The organism is Nocardia sp. NPDC051981 (assembly GCF_040680715.1).
Classification (GTDB): domain Bacteria; phylum Actinomycetota; class Actinomycetes; order Mycobacteriales; family Mycobacteriaceae; genus Nocardia.
Window position 1 is genome coordinate 539,847 of the sequence record NZ_JBFAXK010000002.1, and the last position, 16,550, is coordinate 556,396.

16 protein-coding genes are annotated in these 16,550 nt (G+C 68.8%); 4 read left to right on the top strand and 12 right to left on the bottom strand.

The annotated features are described in order from the left end of the window. Positions 1-18: 18 nt before the first annotated feature. The 8 genes from AB0L60_RS06440 to AB0L60_RS06475 all read right to left on the bottom strand — a co-directional run bounded on the left by AB0L60_RS06440 (position 19) and on the right by AB0L60_RS06475 (position 6,633). Entirely contained in the window at positions 19-1,293 is a 1,275-nt protein-coding gene (locus AB0L60_RS06440; protein WP_364608151.1) for a beta-ketoacyl-[acyl-carrier-protein] synthase family protein, read from the bottom strand. Continuing rightward, the gene (locus AB0L60_RS06445) at positions 1,290-1,784 is read right to left on the bottom strand and encodes a hypothetical protein (RefSeq protein ID WP_364608154.1); all 495 of its coding nucleotides are present in this window, start codon (positions 1,782-1,784) and stop codon (positions 1,290-1,292) included. The genes AB0L60_RS06440 and AB0L60_RS06445 overlap by 4 nt, the downstream gene beginning before the upstream one ends. Continuing rightward, the gene (locus AB0L60_RS06450; RefSeq protein ID WP_364608156.1) at positions 1,781-3,085 is read right to left on the bottom strand and encodes a beta-ketoacyl-[acyl-carrier-protein] synthase family protein; all 1,305 of its coding nucleotides are present in this window, start codon (positions 3,083-3,085) and stop codon (positions 1,781-1,783) included. Before AB0L60_RS06450 ends, AB0L60_RS06445 begins: the two co-directional genes overlap by 4 nt. Then, on the bottom strand, positions 3,085-3,534 hold the full coding sequence (locus AB0L60_RS06455; protein ID WP_354840748.1) for a hypothetical protein: 450 nt from the start codon (positions 3,532-3,534) through the stop codon (positions 3,085-3,087). Before AB0L60_RS06455 ends, AB0L60_RS06450 begins: the two co-directional genes overlap by 1 nt. A 22-nt stretch (positions 3,535-3,556) precedes the next feature. Next, complete coding sequence (locus AB0L60_RS06460; protein WP_364608159.1) at positions 3,557-4,336, bottom strand: 3-oxoacyl-ACP reductase family protein; 780 nt, start codon at positions 4,334-4,336, stop codon at positions 3,557-3,559. Continuing rightward, positions 4,336-4,761, bottom strand: coding sequence for an acyl carrier protein (locus AB0L60_RS06465; protein WP_364608161.1), 426 nt, complete (start codon positions 4,759-4,761; stop codon positions 4,336-4,338). Before AB0L60_RS06465 ends, AB0L60_RS06460 begins: the two co-directional genes overlap by 1 nt. Before the next feature lie 100 nt (positions 4,762-4,861). Continuing rightward, a complete protein-coding gene (gene fabD, locus AB0L60_RS06470) occupies positions 4,862-5,794 on the bottom strand; it encodes an ACP S-malonyltransferase (protein ID WP_364608164.1) in 933 nt (310 codons plus the stop codon). 242 nt (positions 5,795-6,036) lie between these two features. Further along, positions 6,037-6,633 carry a helix-turn-helix domain-containing protein gene (locus AB0L60_RS06475; RefSeq protein WP_364608166.1) on the bottom strand — a complete coding sequence of 199 codons (597 nt, stop codon included), beginning with the start codon at positions 6,631-6,633 and terminating at the stop codon, positions 6,037-6,039. A 203-nt stretch (positions 6,634-6,836) separates the two neighbouring features. On the opposite strand from AB0L60_RS06475, the gene AB0L60_RS06480 reads away from it, so the two are divergent. Then, positions 6,837-7,757 (top strand): BTAD domain-containing putative transcriptional regulator, encoded by a 921-nt coding sequence (locus tag AB0L60_RS06480; RefSeq protein ID WP_364608168.1) that lies wholly within the window; start codon positions 6,837-6,839, stop codon positions 7,755-7,757. A gap of 7 nt (positions 7,758-7,764) precedes the next feature. On the opposite strand, the gene AB0L60_RS06485 is transcribed toward AB0L60_RS06480, so the two are convergent. Continuing rightward, positions 7,765-8,565, bottom strand: coding sequence for an IclR family transcriptional regulator (locus AB0L60_RS06485; RefSeq protein WP_364608170.1), 801 nt, complete (start codon positions 8,563-8,565; stop codon positions 7,765-7,767). A gap of 142 nt (positions 8,566-8,707) precedes the next feature. Here AB0L60_RS06485 and AB0L60_RS06490 point away from each other — a divergent pair, with 142 nt between their 5' ends. Genes AB0L60_RS06490 through dmpG form a run of 3 tightly spaced genes read left to right on the top strand, consistent with a single transcriptional unit; the run spans position 8,708 to position 11,540 of the window. Continuing rightward, entirely contained in the window at positions 8,708-9,529 is an 822-nt protein-coding gene (locus AB0L60_RS06490; RefSeq protein ID WP_364608174.1) for a fumarylacetoacetate hydrolase family protein, read from the top strand. Between the two features lie 5 nt (positions 9,530-9,534). Then, positions 9,535-10,518, top strand: coding sequence for an acetaldehyde dehydrogenase (acetylating) (locus AB0L60_RS06495; protein WP_364608176.1), 984 nt, complete (start codon positions 9,535-9,537; stop codon positions 10,516-10,518). After that, positions 10,515-11,540 (top strand): 4-hydroxy-2-oxovalerate aldolase, encoded by a 1,026-nt coding sequence (gene dmpG, locus AB0L60_RS06500; RefSeq protein WP_364608179.1) that lies wholly within the window; start codon positions 10,515-10,517, stop codon positions 11,538-11,540. Before AB0L60_RS06495 ends, dmpG begins: the two co-directional genes overlap by 4 nt. A gap of 301 nt (positions 11,541-11,841) precedes the next feature. On the opposite strand, the gene AB0L60_RS06505 is transcribed toward dmpG, so the two are convergent. From AB0L60_RS06505 to AB0L60_RS06515, 3 genes are all read right to left on the bottom strand, one after another. After that, positions 11,842-12,471, bottom strand: coding sequence for a hypothetical protein (locus AB0L60_RS06505; protein ID WP_364608182.1), 630 nt, complete (start codon positions 12,469-12,471; stop codon positions 11,842-11,844). A gap of 160 nt (positions 12,472-12,631) precedes the next feature. Further along, positions 12,632-15,433, bottom strand: a complete 2,802-nt coding sequence (locus tag AB0L60_RS06510) for a DUF5682 family protein (RefSeq protein WP_364608185.1) — start codon at positions 15,431-15,433, stop codon at positions 12,632-12,634. Next, positions 15,430-16,548 carry an AAA family ATPase gene (locus tag AB0L60_RS06515; RefSeq protein WP_354835976.1) on the bottom strand — a complete coding sequence of 373 codons (1,119 nt, stop codon included), beginning with the start codon at positions 16,546-16,548 and terminating at the stop codon, positions 15,430-15,432. Before AB0L60_RS06515 ends, AB0L60_RS06510 begins: the two co-directional genes overlap by 4 nt. Between the last annotated feature and the right edge of the window lie 2 nt (positions 16,549-16,550).

Sequence of the window (16,550 nt, forward strand, 5' to 3'; positions counted from 1 at the left end):
GGCCGAAGTTCCTGTCGGTCAGTTCGATGCGGTGAGGGTGAGCGCCACGGCCTGGCCCTCCAGGCCGCGGGCCAGGGCCAGCGCGACCCGCGGATTCGCCTGGCGCGCGGCACCGGACACGATGTCGAGATCGCAGCCGGGCGCGGGTGTTTCGTGGTTGCCGGTGGCGGGCACGACGCCGGAGTCCAGGGCCAGTCCCGCGAGTGCGGCATTGAGCGCACCGGCTCCGCCCACCAGGTGACCAGTCTGTGGTTTGACGCTGGTCACCGCGGCCCTGTGGGCTTCGGGACCGAGGGCGGTGCGCAGGGCGCGCACCTCACTGGCATCGCCGAGCGCGGTGGCGCAGCCGTGGGAGAACACGGCGTCCACCGCCGGCGCTCCGGCGTCGGACAGGGCCGTCGAGATGGCACGGGCCAGTCCCCGCCCGTCCCGATCGGAGGCGGGTGCGCGCACACAGTCGTTGCCCATGCCGTAGCCCGCGAGCTCGGCGTAACAGCGCGCGCCGCGTCGCAGTGCCCGATCACGTTCTTCGAGGATCAGGATCGCCGCGCCGTCACCGATGACCGAACCGCTGTGCTCCCTGTCGAAGGGGCGAAAAGCCTTGCCGCCCAGGTCGTTGCGGGGCGAGAGCACCCCGAGCCCGTCCAGTTTGGCCATGGCCCACCAGTTGGTGGCGTCGTCGTACCCACCCGCCACCGCGATATCGGCCTCGCCCCGGCGGATCGCCCGCATGGCCCGCCCGATGGCGGTTGCCCCGGAATCCGCCGCGCCCGCATAGAAGGCATTGGGTCCGCGCAGGCCGAACAGCGAGGAGATGTGGTAGGTCCCGCCGTTCTGCAAACCCTCCACGTACGCCAGCGGCGGCACGATCGAGCGGGCCAGCTCCCCGAGCCGCCGCATGTCCGGTCCGCCGTCCGCGCCGCGGATGGCCTCCATATCGGCGATCGAGTCGTCGCGCTGGCAGATGTCCTTGTTCCCACCGAGATACAGGCCGGTGCGGTGGCCGAGGTCGCGTTTCTCGAGTCCCGCGTCCCGCAGTGCGAGGGTGGCCGCCGCGACGCCGTACTGGTCGCCGCGGGTGGAGGTGCGCATGGAGCGCAGTGACAGGAACCGGCTGGGGTCGAAGTCGGGGATCTCCGCGCCGAGCCGGGTGCGCAGCGGCGACGGATCGTAGGCGCGCAGGGGGCCGATGGCGGTGCGCCCGGCCACGATCGCCGACCAGGTGTCGTCCGCACCCTCGCCGAGCGCCGTGACCAGACCGATCCCGGTGATCACGACGCGTCGCGCGTTCACGACTTCGCCTCGGCGGTGAGACCATTCGCCGCAGTGCTCCCATTCGCCTCCGCGACGGGCCCGTGGACCAAGCGCAGGGTGCGGACGGCCGCGACGGTGGCCTCGCCCACGCGAGCGGTCGCCTTCCACCGGGATTCGGCGGGATCCTGGCCGGTGCCGGCCGTTTCGACGGTGATGCGCACCTGGTCACCGGGCGTCACGAAGCGCCGGAAGCGCAGCCCCTCGGCGGCCCGCAGCCGCAGCAGCGGCTCACCGGCCGCGAGCACGGCCAGTGCGATCATGCTCTCGGTCAGCAGGACGCCGGGCAGGATGGGCCGGCGCGGGAAATGGGTGTCGAAGAACGGCAGGGTGCCGGTCACGTTCAGCAGGGCTTCGGCGCGAATTCCGGGACGCACCTCCAGGATTCGATCGAATCCCGGGGCGCCGATACTCGCGGCCGGGACTTCGGCCGGCGTCGGGAGTGCGGTGGGCACGGTGTAGGACGCGGTCATGGCAGCTCCTGGGGTCTGCCCACCACGAGGCAGGTATTGGAACCGCCGAACGCGAGGGCATTGATCATGGCCGCGCGCACCGGCATGGAGCGCGCGCGATGGGGGACGTAGTCGAGATCCAGTGCGCGGTCTGGAGTGTCGAGATTCAGGGTGGGCGGCACCAACGAATCCCGGAGCGCGCCCAGCGCCGCCAGCAGATTGAGCGCCGCCGCGGCGGCGGTGAGATGCCCGGTCATGGATTTCGGGGAGGACACCACCAGCCGGTGCGCGTCGTCGCCGAAGACCTTCTTGATCGCCCGGGTCTCGGAGACGTCATTGCCCGGCGTGCTGGTGCCGTGCGCGGCGATGTAGTCGATATCGGCTGTGCTCAAGCCGGATTCGCCGAGCGCAGACTCCATGGCCTCGATCGCGCCCGAGCCGTCCGGTGGCGAGTCGGTGATGCGCCAGGCGTTCATGGTGGACCCGTACCCGAGCAACTCGCCCAGGATCGGCGCACCCCGATCCAGCGCGGACTCGAGATCCTCCAGGACGAAGGCCACCGCGCCCTCGCCGATGACGAACCCGCTGCGGTCGGCGTCGAAGGGCCGGGACGCCTTGGCGGGATCGTCGTTGTAGCGGTCGGTCATCGCGCCCAGCAGGCCGAATCCGAGAATGTCGGCCCAGGTGGTGAGCGAGTCGTAGCCGCCCGCCACCATCATGCGGGCATCGCCCTCCTGGATCAGCCGGAACGCCTCGCCGAGGGCGTGCCCGGAGCCGGCGCAGGCGGTGTGGATGCCCACCATGGGCCCGGTCGCGCCGATCAGCCGCACCATGGCATTGAGCGCCAGGTTCTGATTCCCGGTCAGGGTCGCCGACGGCGCGGGCCGCACGAAGGCGTCGGGTTGACCGGTGCGAGAACGTAATTCGGACACCCTCAGCACCAGGTTCAGATCCGGGCGGCCCACGCTCGCGCCCATGGCGACACCGCGATCCGATGGCGCGTAGGGCGTCTCGGTGAGCGGGTCCAGGCCCGCCGACCGCAGGGCCTCGCCGGCCGCGGCGAGCCCGAACAACCCCGGCCGTGACACCCAGCGCCGGTCGGCGGCCGCCGGGACGGCGGTGGCGGGATCGAAGGCGTCGGGCACCAGTCCGGCGATCCGGACCGGGAAGGTGGCGCAGTCGAAGGTGGTCAACTTCCCGATGGCATTGCGGCCCTCGATCATTCCGGCCCAGGTGGTCGGCGCGTCGACGCCCAGGGGGGTGACCGCTCCCACGCCCGTCACGGCCACCCGCCGCAGGCCCGCCGCGTTCGTGGCACGCATCAGACCAGCTCCTCGCCGAGCAGCTGACGCGCCATCCGTTCGGTATCGACCGGATCGTCGAGCCGATCGGCCTCGATGAGGGCGCACATGATGTTGCGGGCGAACAGGATTCGCTCGCCGTCCACCTCGATCCAGCCATCCACCACCGCCGCCTCCGGCGTCGCGTGCACCACCTGCGCGGTCATGCGCAGCACGTCACCGGGCACCGCGTCGCGGTACACGGTCACCTCGCCCACGGTGAGCAGCGCGGCCCGGCGGGTGTGCGCCGAACTCAGCAGCACCAGCCAGGCGCCGGCCTGGCACAGCGCCTCCAGCGCCAGGCCGAAGGGCAGCACCGGGCCGGCGGCGGAGGGCTGCCAGACGTTCTCGTAGACCGAGGTGAGTTTGCGAGCGGTGATGTGCTGCAACGGTTCCCAGGACTCGATGCGGTCGATGAGATGAAATCGCATGGCAGTCACTCCCTTTCCGATATCAGCGGGAGACCAGGCGGCCATTGCTGAGCTGCACCGCCAGTCCACCGTCCACACGCAGCAACTCGCCGGTCACGTAGTCGGCGGCCGGACTCGCCAGGTAGGCCACCGCCTCGGCGACCTGCTGGACGGTCCCGTAGCGGCGCATGGGGACATGGGTGCGTCCGCGCCCGCCGTCGCGCTGCAGCAGGTCACCGATCAGATCGGTCGGGATCACCCCGCCCAGAACGGCATTCACGCGGACCCCGAACCGGGCCATCTCCACCGCGCAGGCCAGCGTGAAGGCGTTCATCGCGCCCTTGGAGGTGGAGTAGTTGGACTGCCCGGTGAGCCCCTTCTCGCCCATGATCGACGACACGTTCACGATCGAGCCCTCGCCCTGGGCCATGAGGTGCCCGGCCGCGGCATGGGTGCAGTTGAACGCGCCACCCAGGTTCACCCGGATGACCTCCCACCACACCTCGGGATCCATGTCGTGCAGCAGGCCGTCGCGGGTGATGCCCGCGTTGTTGACCAGAATGTGCAAGCTGCCCAACTGTTCTCGCGTCTGCTCCACCAGATCGCGGGCCGCGCCGCCGTCGGCGACATCGGCCCCGATGGCGACCGCGCGCCCGCCGCAGCGCTTGATCTCGGCGACCACCTCGAGGGCCTCGTCCTTGTGCGAGCGGTAGTTGACGGCCACGGCCGCGCCGCGACCGGCCAGGGTCAGGGCCACGGCCCGCCCGATGCCCCGGGACGCGCCGGTGACCAGCGCGACCCGGCCGGCGAAGTCGCCGGACATCAGGCGACAGCCTCGGCGTCGGCCGGACCGGCGGCGGCGCGCTGGGCGACCAGGTCCACCAGATTGCGCACGGTGACCAGGCCGAGCACCTGCTCACCGCGCAGTGGGCCGTTCAGCTTGGTCCGATCGAACTGCGGCAGCACCTTTTCCAGGTGTGCGAGGCCGATCTCGGAGACGATCTCGTTCTCGTCACCGAACTCGTCGTCGGGGATGCCGCCCTGCAGCAGCTCCTGGACATCGGCGACGGCGATCTTCACGCCGGTGTCGCGGTGGATGCGGAACAGGATGTCGAGCAGGTCGATGGATTCCGCGCCGAGCTCGTCGATGAGGGTGGCGTCGAGGGTCACCTCGGACTGGTCGATGCCCAGGGCGTCGGCGATCGCGTCGATGACGGCGGGAGCGAAATCGGTGCTGGTTTCGGGCATGGTTATCTCTTCCTTCGTGGTGGGGACACCGTTGGGTCCCCTGGGGCGCGGGACGCCACAGGGGTGGGGATCGGCCGGGAAATCGGCCGGATTCGGCCGATCAGGCGTAGGCGTCGATGGCCGCGGCGATGCGGCGGGCGTCCTGGGTGCTGCGCACGGTGGCCGCGTCCAGCATGCGGTTGGCGAGCCCGGACAGCACGCGTCCGGGACCGATCTCGAGGTAGTCGGTGCAGCCGAGATCGGCGGCGGTGCCGATCACCTCGATCCAGCGGACGGGGGCGGTGAGCTGTCGGCGCAGTAGGTCGCGGGCGTCATTGCCACTCGAAATCTTCTGCGCGGTAACGGAACTGAGGACATCGATGGCGGGGTCGTGGAATTCGGCGCGATGCAGGTCGGCCGCGAACCGCTCCTCCAGCGAGGCCATGAGCGAGCAATGGAACGGCGCTCCGACCCGCAGCGCGACCAAGGAGCCCGCGCCTTCCTCGCGCAGTAACTCCACGGCGGCGTCCACCGCCTCCGCCGTGCCGGAGATGACCGACTGATCGGGGGCGTTGTAGTTGGCGAGTTCGACCACGCCGGCCACTCCCGCGCAGATCTCCTCGATCCGCGCCGCGGGCACCCCGGACACGGCCGTCATGGCACCCGGTATCGCCGCGGCGATTTCCGCCATCAGCTCACCCCGGCGTCGTACCAGGGTCAGCGCGTCGGCGAGGTCCAGCACCCCGGCCGCGACCAGCGCGGTGAACTCGCCGAGGCTGTGCCCGGTCACCATGTCGGGGGAGAAGCCCTCGGCGCGCAGCACCTCGAAGATCGCGAAGGAGGTGGCCAGGATCGCGGGTTGCGCGATCTCGGTGGCCCGCAACTGTTCCGCGTCACCCTCGGCGCACAGCTTGCCCAGGGGCAGGCCCAGCACCTCGTCGGCGCGCTCGAATACCATCCCCGCCGTGCCGGGGTGTTCCCGGATCAGGTGGGCGGCCATGCCCTCGCGCTGGGAACCCTGGCCGGGAAACATGGCGATCACACTGGCGTTCATGTTGTCTTCCGAATCTTGCTGGTAGCCACGGCTACTGCGAGACAAATCCCGAACGTCGCTGTTCTCGCCCCGAGTATGTGAATCCCGGCTCGAGCAGTCCTCGAGGAAAACCAAACACGCAGTAACTATCTGAGCGAAGCCCGCTTTTCGGCCGGCCGCTGCTCGTGCGGTAACTGGACATGCCGCGAGGCTAACCAGGGGCGGTTAGGACCGGGTTAGGGGTCAGCGGGCGCGATCGGGCCTCAGCCGCAGTGGCTTTCGAGATAGAGCTGCAGTACCAGCCGGCCCTGGCTGACCACCCACTCGTTGCGGGGAGCGTCCCGGTAGGCGTGTTCGATGGTGCCCTCGGCGATCGCGATCGCGACCCCGAACACCCGGGGATCGGTGTGTGCGGGCATCGCCCCGGATTTCAGCAGCAGGTGGCCGAACGAGTGCGCGCAGCGGCGCTGATGGACGTGGACCACGGCGCTGTCGCCGTAGGTGAAGTAGAGCGCGACGAATTCGAGATGCCGCAGGAAGTGGGTGCGATGCACGGCGGCGAACAGGTCGATGGCGTGCGGGATGCTGTCCGCGCGAAGCGTTTCGATCTCCGCCGCGACCCGCCGGTCGATCCGGTCCATGTCGCGGTCGAGTAGCTGGCGGAACACCGCCTCTCGATTGGCGAAGAACTGGTAGAGCGTCGCGATCGGCACGGCGGCGCGCTCGGCGATCGCGCGGGTCGTCACGGCGTCCACGCCGTGCTCGTCCACGAGTTCCCGTGCCGCGTCCAGGATGCGCTCGACACGTTCCCTGCTGCGCGACTGCACAGGTGCGCGTCGGAGGCGCCCCGACTCGGACACGCGATCATGATCGCAGACGACTCGGCGTGGCGGCAAACATGAGCGGAACATGACTTTTCGTCCGAGCGGCCAGGTAGCGGCGTGAAGTGAACATTACTGTTTGGTGGGTCGCGCGAAGAAGTCTCGCGACTGGAGTCGATTTGCGAAACATCCACTTGCGCAGGCAAGTTGGCCGTGCGAACATAGCCGCCAGCGGAAATGGGATGCGAGATGGATTGTGGCGAAATAGATTTGAATATTTTTGCGGTTCGCCCATGACGCAAGGAGTTTCATTGAGAGCATTTGGTGAGCGGGCGATCCATATCAAAATGATGGGCGAGTTCGCCATTTCGGTCGCCGATGCGGATTGCGTTCGGTGGCGTGCGAGCAAGGCACGATCGCTGTTCGGAGTGTTGCTCGTGAACCGCAACAGCGTCGTGGGCAAGGAGCGGCTACGAGAGTTGTTGTGGCCGGACATCGATGGGCCCAGTACGTCGTTGAAGGTTACGGTGCACGCCCTGCGCAGAACGTTGGATGCCCACTTCGGAGCCGAACGGCGAGACCTGCGCATCGAGTTCCGGGATTTCGGCTACATCATGGACGTGAGTAACGATGTGATCGTCGATTGCCAGGAATTCGAGCGGTATACGGCGGCCGCACGTGAGGCCGCCGCGCGGGGCCTGCGGGAGGCGGCGCTGGACCTGTATCGACGGGCCGCCGCACTCTACTCGGGCGAGTTTCTCGACGGAGAGTCCGACAGCTGGGTGATCGAGCACCGGCACTGGCTGCGTTCGATGATCCTGAGCGCGTTGCACACGCTGGCCGAATACGCGCTCGAGGCAGGAGAACTCGCCGACGCCGCCGACGCGTGCCGCCGCACGCTGGCCATCGATACGGCGAACGAGGCGGCTTTTCGCCGACTGATGACGATCCACGCCCGGCGCGGGGAGCTGCAGCAGGCGGAACAGTGGTACGCGCTGTGTGCGCAACGTCTGCGGGAGCAGTTCGAAATCGATCCCAACCAGGACACGCGGTCGCTGCGGCATCGCCTGCTCGGCAGCGAATTCCTGGAGGGTTCCCGCCCGGTCCGTGCCGGCCGCCGGGCTCGCGACGGCGTCTCGAATCGACTGGGCTCGATCGCCTGACCGCGGATCATCTGCCGGGGACCGCGGTGGGCGTGCTCAATAGCCGGGCCCGCCGGGTGAGGGTGAGGCCGATTCCCTCGGCGGCCGCGCGGACCGATGCCGCGTGGGCGTCCGGATGGAACCGGTGGGACGGGCCCGCCACACTGATCGCCGCCACCACCTGGTCCGCGTCGCGGATCGGAGCGGATACGCACACCAGGCCGGGGGCAGACTCCTCGAATTCGAAGGCCACGCCGTCCGCCGCGATCCGATCGAGCTGTTTGCGCAGCGTGCCCGGCTGGACCATCGTCCGCGGAGTGTAGCGACGCAGCGGCCCTGCCAGTACCTGATCCCGGAGCGCCGCATCGGCATTGGCCAGCAGCACCTTGCCGATGGCCGTGCAGTGCACCGGCATGCGGCCTCCGATCCGGGACGGAGCGCTGGCCTGCCGCCGTCCGCCGATCTTCGTCAGGTACACGACATCCGTGCCGTCGAGGACGCCCAGATGCACGGTCTCGTGAATACGTGCGTTCAGCTCCTCGAGGAACGGAATGGCCACCTCGAGCAGACTCCGCTCGACCGACGCGCGCATCCCCAGCTCGAACAGATGCCCGCCGAGCCGATATCCGGCCTCGGTCCGGTCCAGGAGCCGCACCGTCACCATGTCCGACAGCACCCGGTGCAAGGTGCCCTTCGGAATGCGGGTCCGCCGCGCGAGTTCGGCGAGGCTCAACGGGGAGTCGTCGATCGAGAACGCCTCGAGTACCGCCATGGTCTTGCCCAGAACGGTCGAACCGTCCACCACTCGACCGGCAACTTCAGATGACATCGTCGACCTCCAACCCTGCGGGCCCAGCCCACTCTATCCGGCGGCCGTTCGACTCAGTGGAACGGAATGCTGGCGGGTGCGTCCTGCCTGCGATGACAGTGAGATCACTGTTCCAGCCTTCGTCACGAATCCGGGGTTCCGAATGCCACTACCTCCAAGCCTTGACCGACCCTCCGCGGACGCGGACACCGCCGCGATCGCCGCCGACATGCTCGGCGCGGCTGCCCGCTCCGGCACCCCGTGCGCGCCGGTACGCGATCTGATCGGTGCCGACGACATAGCCGCGGCATATGCCGTGCAGGAACTGCTGACCGCCGAGCGCATCGCGGCAGGCGCCCGGGTTGTCGGCCGCAAGATCGGCCTGACCTCCCCGGCCGTGCAGCGGCAGCTCGGCGTCGACCAACCGGACTTCGGAGTGTTGTTCGACGACATGCACTACCGGCAGGACACGCCCGTGCCGCTGAGCCGGCTCCTGCAACCGAAGGTCGAAGCCGAAGTCGCGTTCGTGCTCGCGCAGGACCTGGTGGACGGCTCGCTCGACGACGAGCAGGTTCGCGGTGCGGTCGGCTATGCGGTGGCCGCGCTCGAGATCGTCGACAGCCGCATCGCGGGCTGGGACATCACGTTCGGCGACACCGTCGCCGACAACGCCTCCAGCGGCCTGTTCGTCCTCGGCTCCGAACGCCGCACCCTCGATACCTTCGACCCCGTTTCGGTGCGGATGCGGATGGCGATCGACGGTGTCCAGGTGTCGACCGGAACCGGCGCCGCCTGCCTCGGCGACCCGCTGCACGCCCTGGCCTGGCTGGCGCGGACCACCCGCGAGTTCGGTCGGCCACTGCGCGCCGGGCAGATCGTGCTCTCCGGAGCGCTCGGACCCATGGCCCCGATCCAGGGCCCCGCCACCGTCACCGCGGACATCATCGGACTCGGCTCGGTGACCGCGAACTTCGTCCAGGAGTGAGAATCATGAACGACAAACCCGCCGGGCTGAAGGTCGCGGTGATCGGGTCGGGCAATATCGGCACCGATCTCATGATCAAGGTGATCCGGCACTCGGACGTGCTGACGATGGGTGCGATGGTCGGCATCGACCCGGAATCCGATGGACTCGCCCGCGCCCGCCGGTTCGGCATCCCGACCACGGCCGCCGGCGTCGAGGGTCTGCTGAAGCTGCCGAACTTCGACGAGATCGACGTGGTCTTCGACGCGACCTCCGCCAAAGCCCACGCCGCCCACGCCGCGGTGCTCGAACCGCTCGGCAAACGCCTGATCGATCTGACGCCGGCCGCGCTCGGCCCGTTCGTCGTACCGGCGGTGAACCTCGACGAACATCGGCACGCGCCCAACGTCAACATGGTCACCTGCGGCGGGCAGGCCACCATCCCGATCGTCGCCGCCGTCTCCCGCGTCGTACCGGTCGCCTACGCCGAGATCGTCGCGTCCATCGCCTCGAAGTCCGCGGGGCCGGGTACCCGCGCCAATATCGACGAGTTCACCGAGACCACCGCGCACGCGATCGAAACGGTCGGGGGCGCCCAGCGCGGCAAGGCCATCATCATCCTCAATCCCGCGGACCCGCCGCTGATCATGCGCGATACCGTGCTGTGCCTGATCACGGCGCCCGATTCCGGCACGCACCGGGCGATTCGCGAATCGGTGGAGCGGATGGTCGCGCAGGTGGCCACCTACGTGCCCGGCTACCGCCTCAAGCAACGAGTTCAGATCAGCGCCGTCCCGCAGGATCAGCCGGTGCGCACCCTGCTCGGCCCGGACACGGCGGCCGCGCCCACGCATCAGGTGTCGGTCTTCCTGGAAGTCGAAGGAGCCGCCCACTACCTCCCGGCGTACGCGGGCAACCTCGACATCATGACCTCGGCGGCGGTGCGCTACGCCGAATCCATCGCCGACACGATCGCCGCCCCCCCGGCAGAACAGGAAGCGCTCCGGTGACCACCCAGCTGTTCATCCAAGACGTCACACTCCGCGACGGCATGCACGCGGTGCGCCACCGCATCACGCCCGCCGACGTCGGCCGGATCGTGGCCGCGCTCGACGCGGCGGGTGTCGACGGCATCGAAGTCGCCCACGGCGACGGTCTCGCCGGAGGCAGCTTGAACTACGGGCCCGGCAGCAACACCGACTGGGAATGGATCGAGGCCGCCGCCGCCAATCTCACGAACGCTCGGCTGACCACGCTGCTGCTGCCCGGCATCGGCACCATCGAAGAACTGAAGCACGCCTACCGGCTGGGTGTCCGGTCGGTGCGCGTGGCCACCCACTGCACCGAAGCCGATGTGTCGGCCCAGCACATCGCCACCGCACGGGAACTCGGCATGGACGTCTCCGGATTCCTGATGATGTCGCACATGGCCGAACCGGCTCGCCTCGCCGAACAGGCGAAAATGATGGAATCGTATGGGGCGCAATGCGTTTACGTCACCGATTCCGGTGGCCGGCTGACCATGAACGGTGTCCGTGACCGGGTTCGCGCCTATCGTCAGGTGCTCGATCCGGGCACCGAGATCGGCATTCACGCGCACGAGAACCTCTCGCTGTCGGTGGCCAATTCGGTGGTGGCGGTCGAAGAAGGCGTCACCCGGGTCGACGCCTCGCTCGCCGGACACGGCGCGGGAGCGGGCAACTGCCCGATCGAACCTTTCGTCGCGGTCGCCGACCTGGCCGGCTGGAAGCACAACTGCGATCTGTTCGCTCTGCAGGACGCCGCCGACGACCTGGTGCGGCCGCTGCAGGATCGTCCGGTGCGGGTGGACCGCGAAACCCTCACCCTCGGATACGCCGGGGTCTACTCGTCCTTCCTGCGCCATGCCGAAGCGGCGTCGCGGCGCTACGGCATCGACGTGCGCACGATCCTGCTCGAGGTGGGACGCCGCGGGCTGGTCGGCGGACAAGAGGACCTGATCGTCGACATAGCCCTGGACTTGCTCTCCGCCGCCGACAACGCGACAGCCTGACGGGAGGGGCAGCGCCTTGCCCAGGTCCTGCTGGGTGTCCGTTCCGGCTGACGGTTGCAGTTTCACGACCGCTGGAGTGGAGCCCGGTCAGCGTCAGCTCAACGGACCGACCATGTTTGTGAGGACGTGACGAATGTGAGCTCGGACTGATGCGTCAGCTCGAGCGCGCCGGGGCCACCATGCTCGACTGTCCGATCAGTGGTAGTCCCGGAATGGTCGGCCCGCGCCTGGCCACCGTCTTCGCCTCCGGAGCGGCGGAGGCGATCGATCGAGTGGCCGATGGGGCCGGGCCTTTCCGCATTCAGAGGGTGCCGTTTTCGATGTCGCGTTTCAGCGCCGCCTGGTACGCCTGGTGGGATGAGACGCCGTTGTCGACGGTGAAGTTGATGAGCAGCGGGTTGGCGATGAAGGTGAGGTGCTCGTTCACCGAGGTGGTGCCGTTGCCGTTGTCGATGAAGGTCACCTTCTGATGGGTGATGACGCCGGGCGAGTCATAGCTGTCGGTGAGGTAGTAGTGATCGACCGGGTAGAGGCGTTGTTCGGCCTGGGTTTTCGCGGGGTAGTCGACCGAGCCCATCGGGATGTTCTCCAGCGCGGTGAAATCGATGGTCTCGGTGGCGCTGTCGGTGCAGGTGCGATGCACGATGATGTCCTTCAGGAACGGATGCCGCCCGATGTCGTTGCGCAGGTTCGAGTACACCGTCCATACCTTGGCGATCGGCGCATTGATGGTGATCGGCAGATCGACCGTCCGCGACGACGTGCCGGACGACGGACTCTTCTGCTCGGCCTGATACGTGGCCCAGCCGGTCTGCCAGCCGGCGGTGTAGGCGTTCGGGGTGTCGGTACAGGTCGGTGCGGAATCCGCCTGCGCCACCGGTGAACCCGCCGCGAACGACAGGGCCATTGCGCATCCCACAAGATATTTCACGGGCGGACTGTAACGTGTTCTCGCGCCCGATCGCGAGGCGCTCCCGAATTCGAGACCGAACCGTATGAATTGTGCTGTGCGGCCCGCCCACCAGCAATGCACGGTTCGAATGACTGTCCGGCCGGCCGCCCGTCGGAAGGACGAGCCGGCCGGACGCGAGTCAGCTCCGCGCGGCCGGCACGCCGAGCAGCGCGGCCAATGCCGCAGCGGTGCCGGGGAATCGCTCGAGCAGGCCGGTTACCTTGTGGTTTCCCGCCGGGCCGGCCTCCTGCCAGCCGCCCTCGATGCCGAGCAGTCCGCTGAGCGCGTCGCAGGCGGCGGGGTGGGCGGCCAGCAGTTCGGTGACCGGCCCGCGCGGTGCGGCGGCCACCGGCGGTGCGGCCGTGGTGAATTCGGCCGACCAGGGCGGGACGAAGGCGTCCACGGCGGGCAGCGCGGCGGGGAAGGTGCGGCCCGCTTCCCGGACCAGGCCCGGGATCAGGTCGCCCGCCTGATCCTTCAGGGTGGTGATCAACTTCGGCAGCCAGGGCAGCAGCACCGGGTCCGGCAGCGTGCCGAAGGCCTTCGACAATAGTTCCACCACAAAGGGTTTCAGTGCCGGAGCCGGGTCGATGGCCTGCACGAAACCGCTCACGTACTGCGGAACCGTCGGCAGCACCAGCGGATTGGCCAGCATCCCGTCGCACCGCGCGCGCAGCTCGGCCATGGTCAGCAGGCCGAGCTGGAACCGCGCCGCCCACAGCAGGGCCACCTTGGCCGGCGCCTCCGGATGTGATTGCAGCACCGCCAGTTCCAGCTGGGTGTGATCGCAGCCCAGCGACAGCGCCAGATTCTCCATCCCGAACAGGAACCCCAGCATGGCCGCCACCTGCGCCGGCCCGGTCTCCTCGGCGGCGAAGGCGGTGGGCAGCAGGGTGCAGTAATGTGCGTACCCGGCTGTGACGAACCGTTCGCACCACGCCGGTAGGCCGTCCTCGGTGGAGCGGAAGTAGTTGAGCAGCACCCGGATCCGCCGCAGCACGACGGGCGCGTCGTCCACTGTCCGTTCGGCGGCGAGGAGTTCGACCGCGCGGTGGCCCAGCTCGTCGGCGAGCCGGACCGAGCCCAGATACACCAGCGCGTCCTCGACCGCACCCAGTGCCACGGCCGCGGTCGCGTCCGGCGCGGCGACCGCGCGCCGCAGGCGCTGCTCCAGCACCTGCTCCACCGACACGCCCTCGTACCCGAGTTCCACCAGTGAGCGCTGGTGTTTGCCGAGCCCGATGTCCCAGCTCTCCTGGATCGAGGTCTCACCCAGTCCGCGCGAGCCCATGATGGGCCGCAGCGCGTCCTGCGGCAGCAGCCTGCGCAGCAGCCACAGCAGATCCGAGCAGGACCGCAGGTCCGGATTCGCTTTCAGGTCCAGCAACGCGCGTTGCAGCGTCCGCTTGGACAGATCCAGTCCCAGCGGTGCCAGCCGGTCGAGCACGTCGCGGGCCAGCGGCGGCAGCGCCGCGTACCCGACCTGGCCGATGCGGTCGCCGCCGAGCAGGATCTCGCACAGCCGCCGCACATCCCGCCGCCCCGGCACCCGGTCCTTCTCGAGGCAGGTGACGGCCGCGTCCTGGAAGTCGTACGGCGTCGGACGGGCGCGATTGCGCAAGCCCGCCAGCAGGATCGAGGTCTCGAAGATGGCGATGGCGTCGGCGGTGCTGGCCAGGTAGCCGTTGCGCCGGGCCAGCCGGACGATATCCACCGACCATTCCAGGAGCTCGGCCTCGTCGAGCGGGTCCAGGACCGGTGGCCGGGACAGGAAGCCCGAAAGCCGATCCGTCACATCGGTTTCCGTTTCCGCCGGAAGTGGCGGCTTCTTTGCGCGCTTCTTCGCCCCCTGCTGGCCTTCCAGCTGGAACGACTGCAATTTGCCGCGCCGCAATCCCTTCGCCCAGGTGGCCGCCGCGATCGACACCGCGCCGCCGGCCAGCCCGAACTGCGCCTCGATGGCGGAGTGGCTGGACGGGATCAGCCCGTAGTGCCATTTGGTGGCCGAGCGCGGCGAGATCTCGAACGGCTCCGACGCGGCCAGTCCGAACTGTTCGACCGGGCTGGCCGCATGGGCCGCGCCGCACACGTACAACGCCTGTGCCGGATCGATGTCGTTGGCGGCCAAGTGTTCCCGCATCCGGGTCCACATGTGCCGTTCGCGGTCCTCGTCCTCGACGGTGCTGCCGCGCCGCAGCCGCCGGAACAGGCTGCCGATCATCACCATGACCTGGCGGTAGGTGTCGTAGTCGGCGTCCACCAGGGGCTGCTCGACGTACTGGTCCCACCATTCCGACCAGTGCCGGACCTTGCCGTGGTGCAGCAGGTGTTCTTCCAGTTCGGCGAAACGCGGTCGCAGATCACCGATTTCGAGGCCGACCGCGCCGCCGTGCAGGCCGTCGTCCTCGGCCTGCTCGCCGTCGGCGGGTGTCTCGGACTGCTTCGCCTCGGGAGCCCACTGGAAGACGTGATCGGTGGACCGATCCACCAGCACCAGTTCGACGCCCGGCGTATCGAGCGCGTAGGCGATGGCCTGGTACTCGGCCGACGATTCGGTGATCGGCGCGACCACCGACAGCGGCGCCCATTCCGCGGGGAAGCCCTCGATCTCGGTGGCGAAGGCCTGCAGCGCAATCGGCAGGCGGCAGTTGCGCAGCTCGTCCAGCAGCGGCCGCATGTCCTCGCACAATTCCAGGTAGATGACGCTCGGCTGCTTCTCGCGCAGCCGTCGCACCATGGCCAGACCGGAGGCGGGCGAGTGGTGGCAGACCGGGAAGATCTCCAGCCGCTCCGACAGCGCCCGGTCGACATCGTCGACGATGCCCGCCAGGATGTCGCCCGCCGCCCCGGGTGCGCCGGCGAACGCGACGGCCGCGTCCGCCAGCTGATCCCGCAGCGCGGCAAAGGTATTCGGCGCGAGGCCGGTGCCGGGCCCGCTCACGAGAGCCTCGCGATCGCCGCCCGGCCGCCCTCGAGGAATTCGCCCCAGGCGGCATCGCCCTTCTTGTCCTTGGTGCGCGGCTCGACGACGCCGTGCAGGTACTTGTTGAGAATGGCCAGGTCCTCGGGCGTGCGCCGGGCCAGCGACCCGACCAGGGAACCGGCGAGGGTCTCCGCGCGCAGTTCCTTCGCACCGAAGAACTGGCTGTGCAGGATGGCGTCCTCGAGTACGCCGATCTGCTCGGCGGTGGACAGTGCCGACTCCAGCTTGTCGTCGTCGCTGGTGGCGGCGGCCGCGGCGGCGCGCAGATCGGCGAAGCTCTCCAGCAGGATGTCCAGCAGTGTGGGCGGCAGTTCCAGCTCGATGGAGTGGCGGCGCAGCAGTTCCGCGGTGCGGAAGCGCACGATCTCCGCCTCGCTCTTCTTGTTGGACACCACCGGGATTCGCACGAAGTTGAAGCGCCGCTTGAGCGCCGAGGACAGGTCGTTCACGCCGCGGTCGCGGCTGTTGGCGGTGGCGATGATGGAGAAGCCAGGCTGCGCGAACACCACATTGTCGTCATCGAGTTCGGGGATCGAGACGTACTTCTCCGACAGGATGGAGATCAGCGCGTCCTGCACATCGCTGGTGGAGCGGGTGAGCTCCTCGAAGCGGCCGATCACGCCCTGCTCCATGGCGGTCATGATCGGGGACGGGATCATCGACTCTCGCGACTGCCCCTTGGCGATGACCATGGAGATGTTCCACGAGTACTTGATGTGGTCCTCGGTGGTGCCAGCGGTGCCCTGCACCACCAGCGTGGAATTGCGGCTGATGGCCGCCGACAGCAACTCGGCCAGCCAGCTCTTGCCGGTACCCGGATCGCCGATGAGCAGCAGACCCCGGTCCGAGGCCAGCGTGACAATGCTGCGCTCGACGAAACTGCGGTCGCCGAACCACTTCTGCTCGACCTCGCGGTCCAGTCCGTCGGCGCGTTCGGAGCCGAGTATGAACAGCCGCACCATCTTCGGGCTCAGCCGCCACGCGAACGGCTTGGGGCCGTCGTCGATGGACTCCAGCCAATCCAGTTCCTCGGCGTACTTGACCTCGGCGGGGGCGCGCAAAACGTCGTTCATGA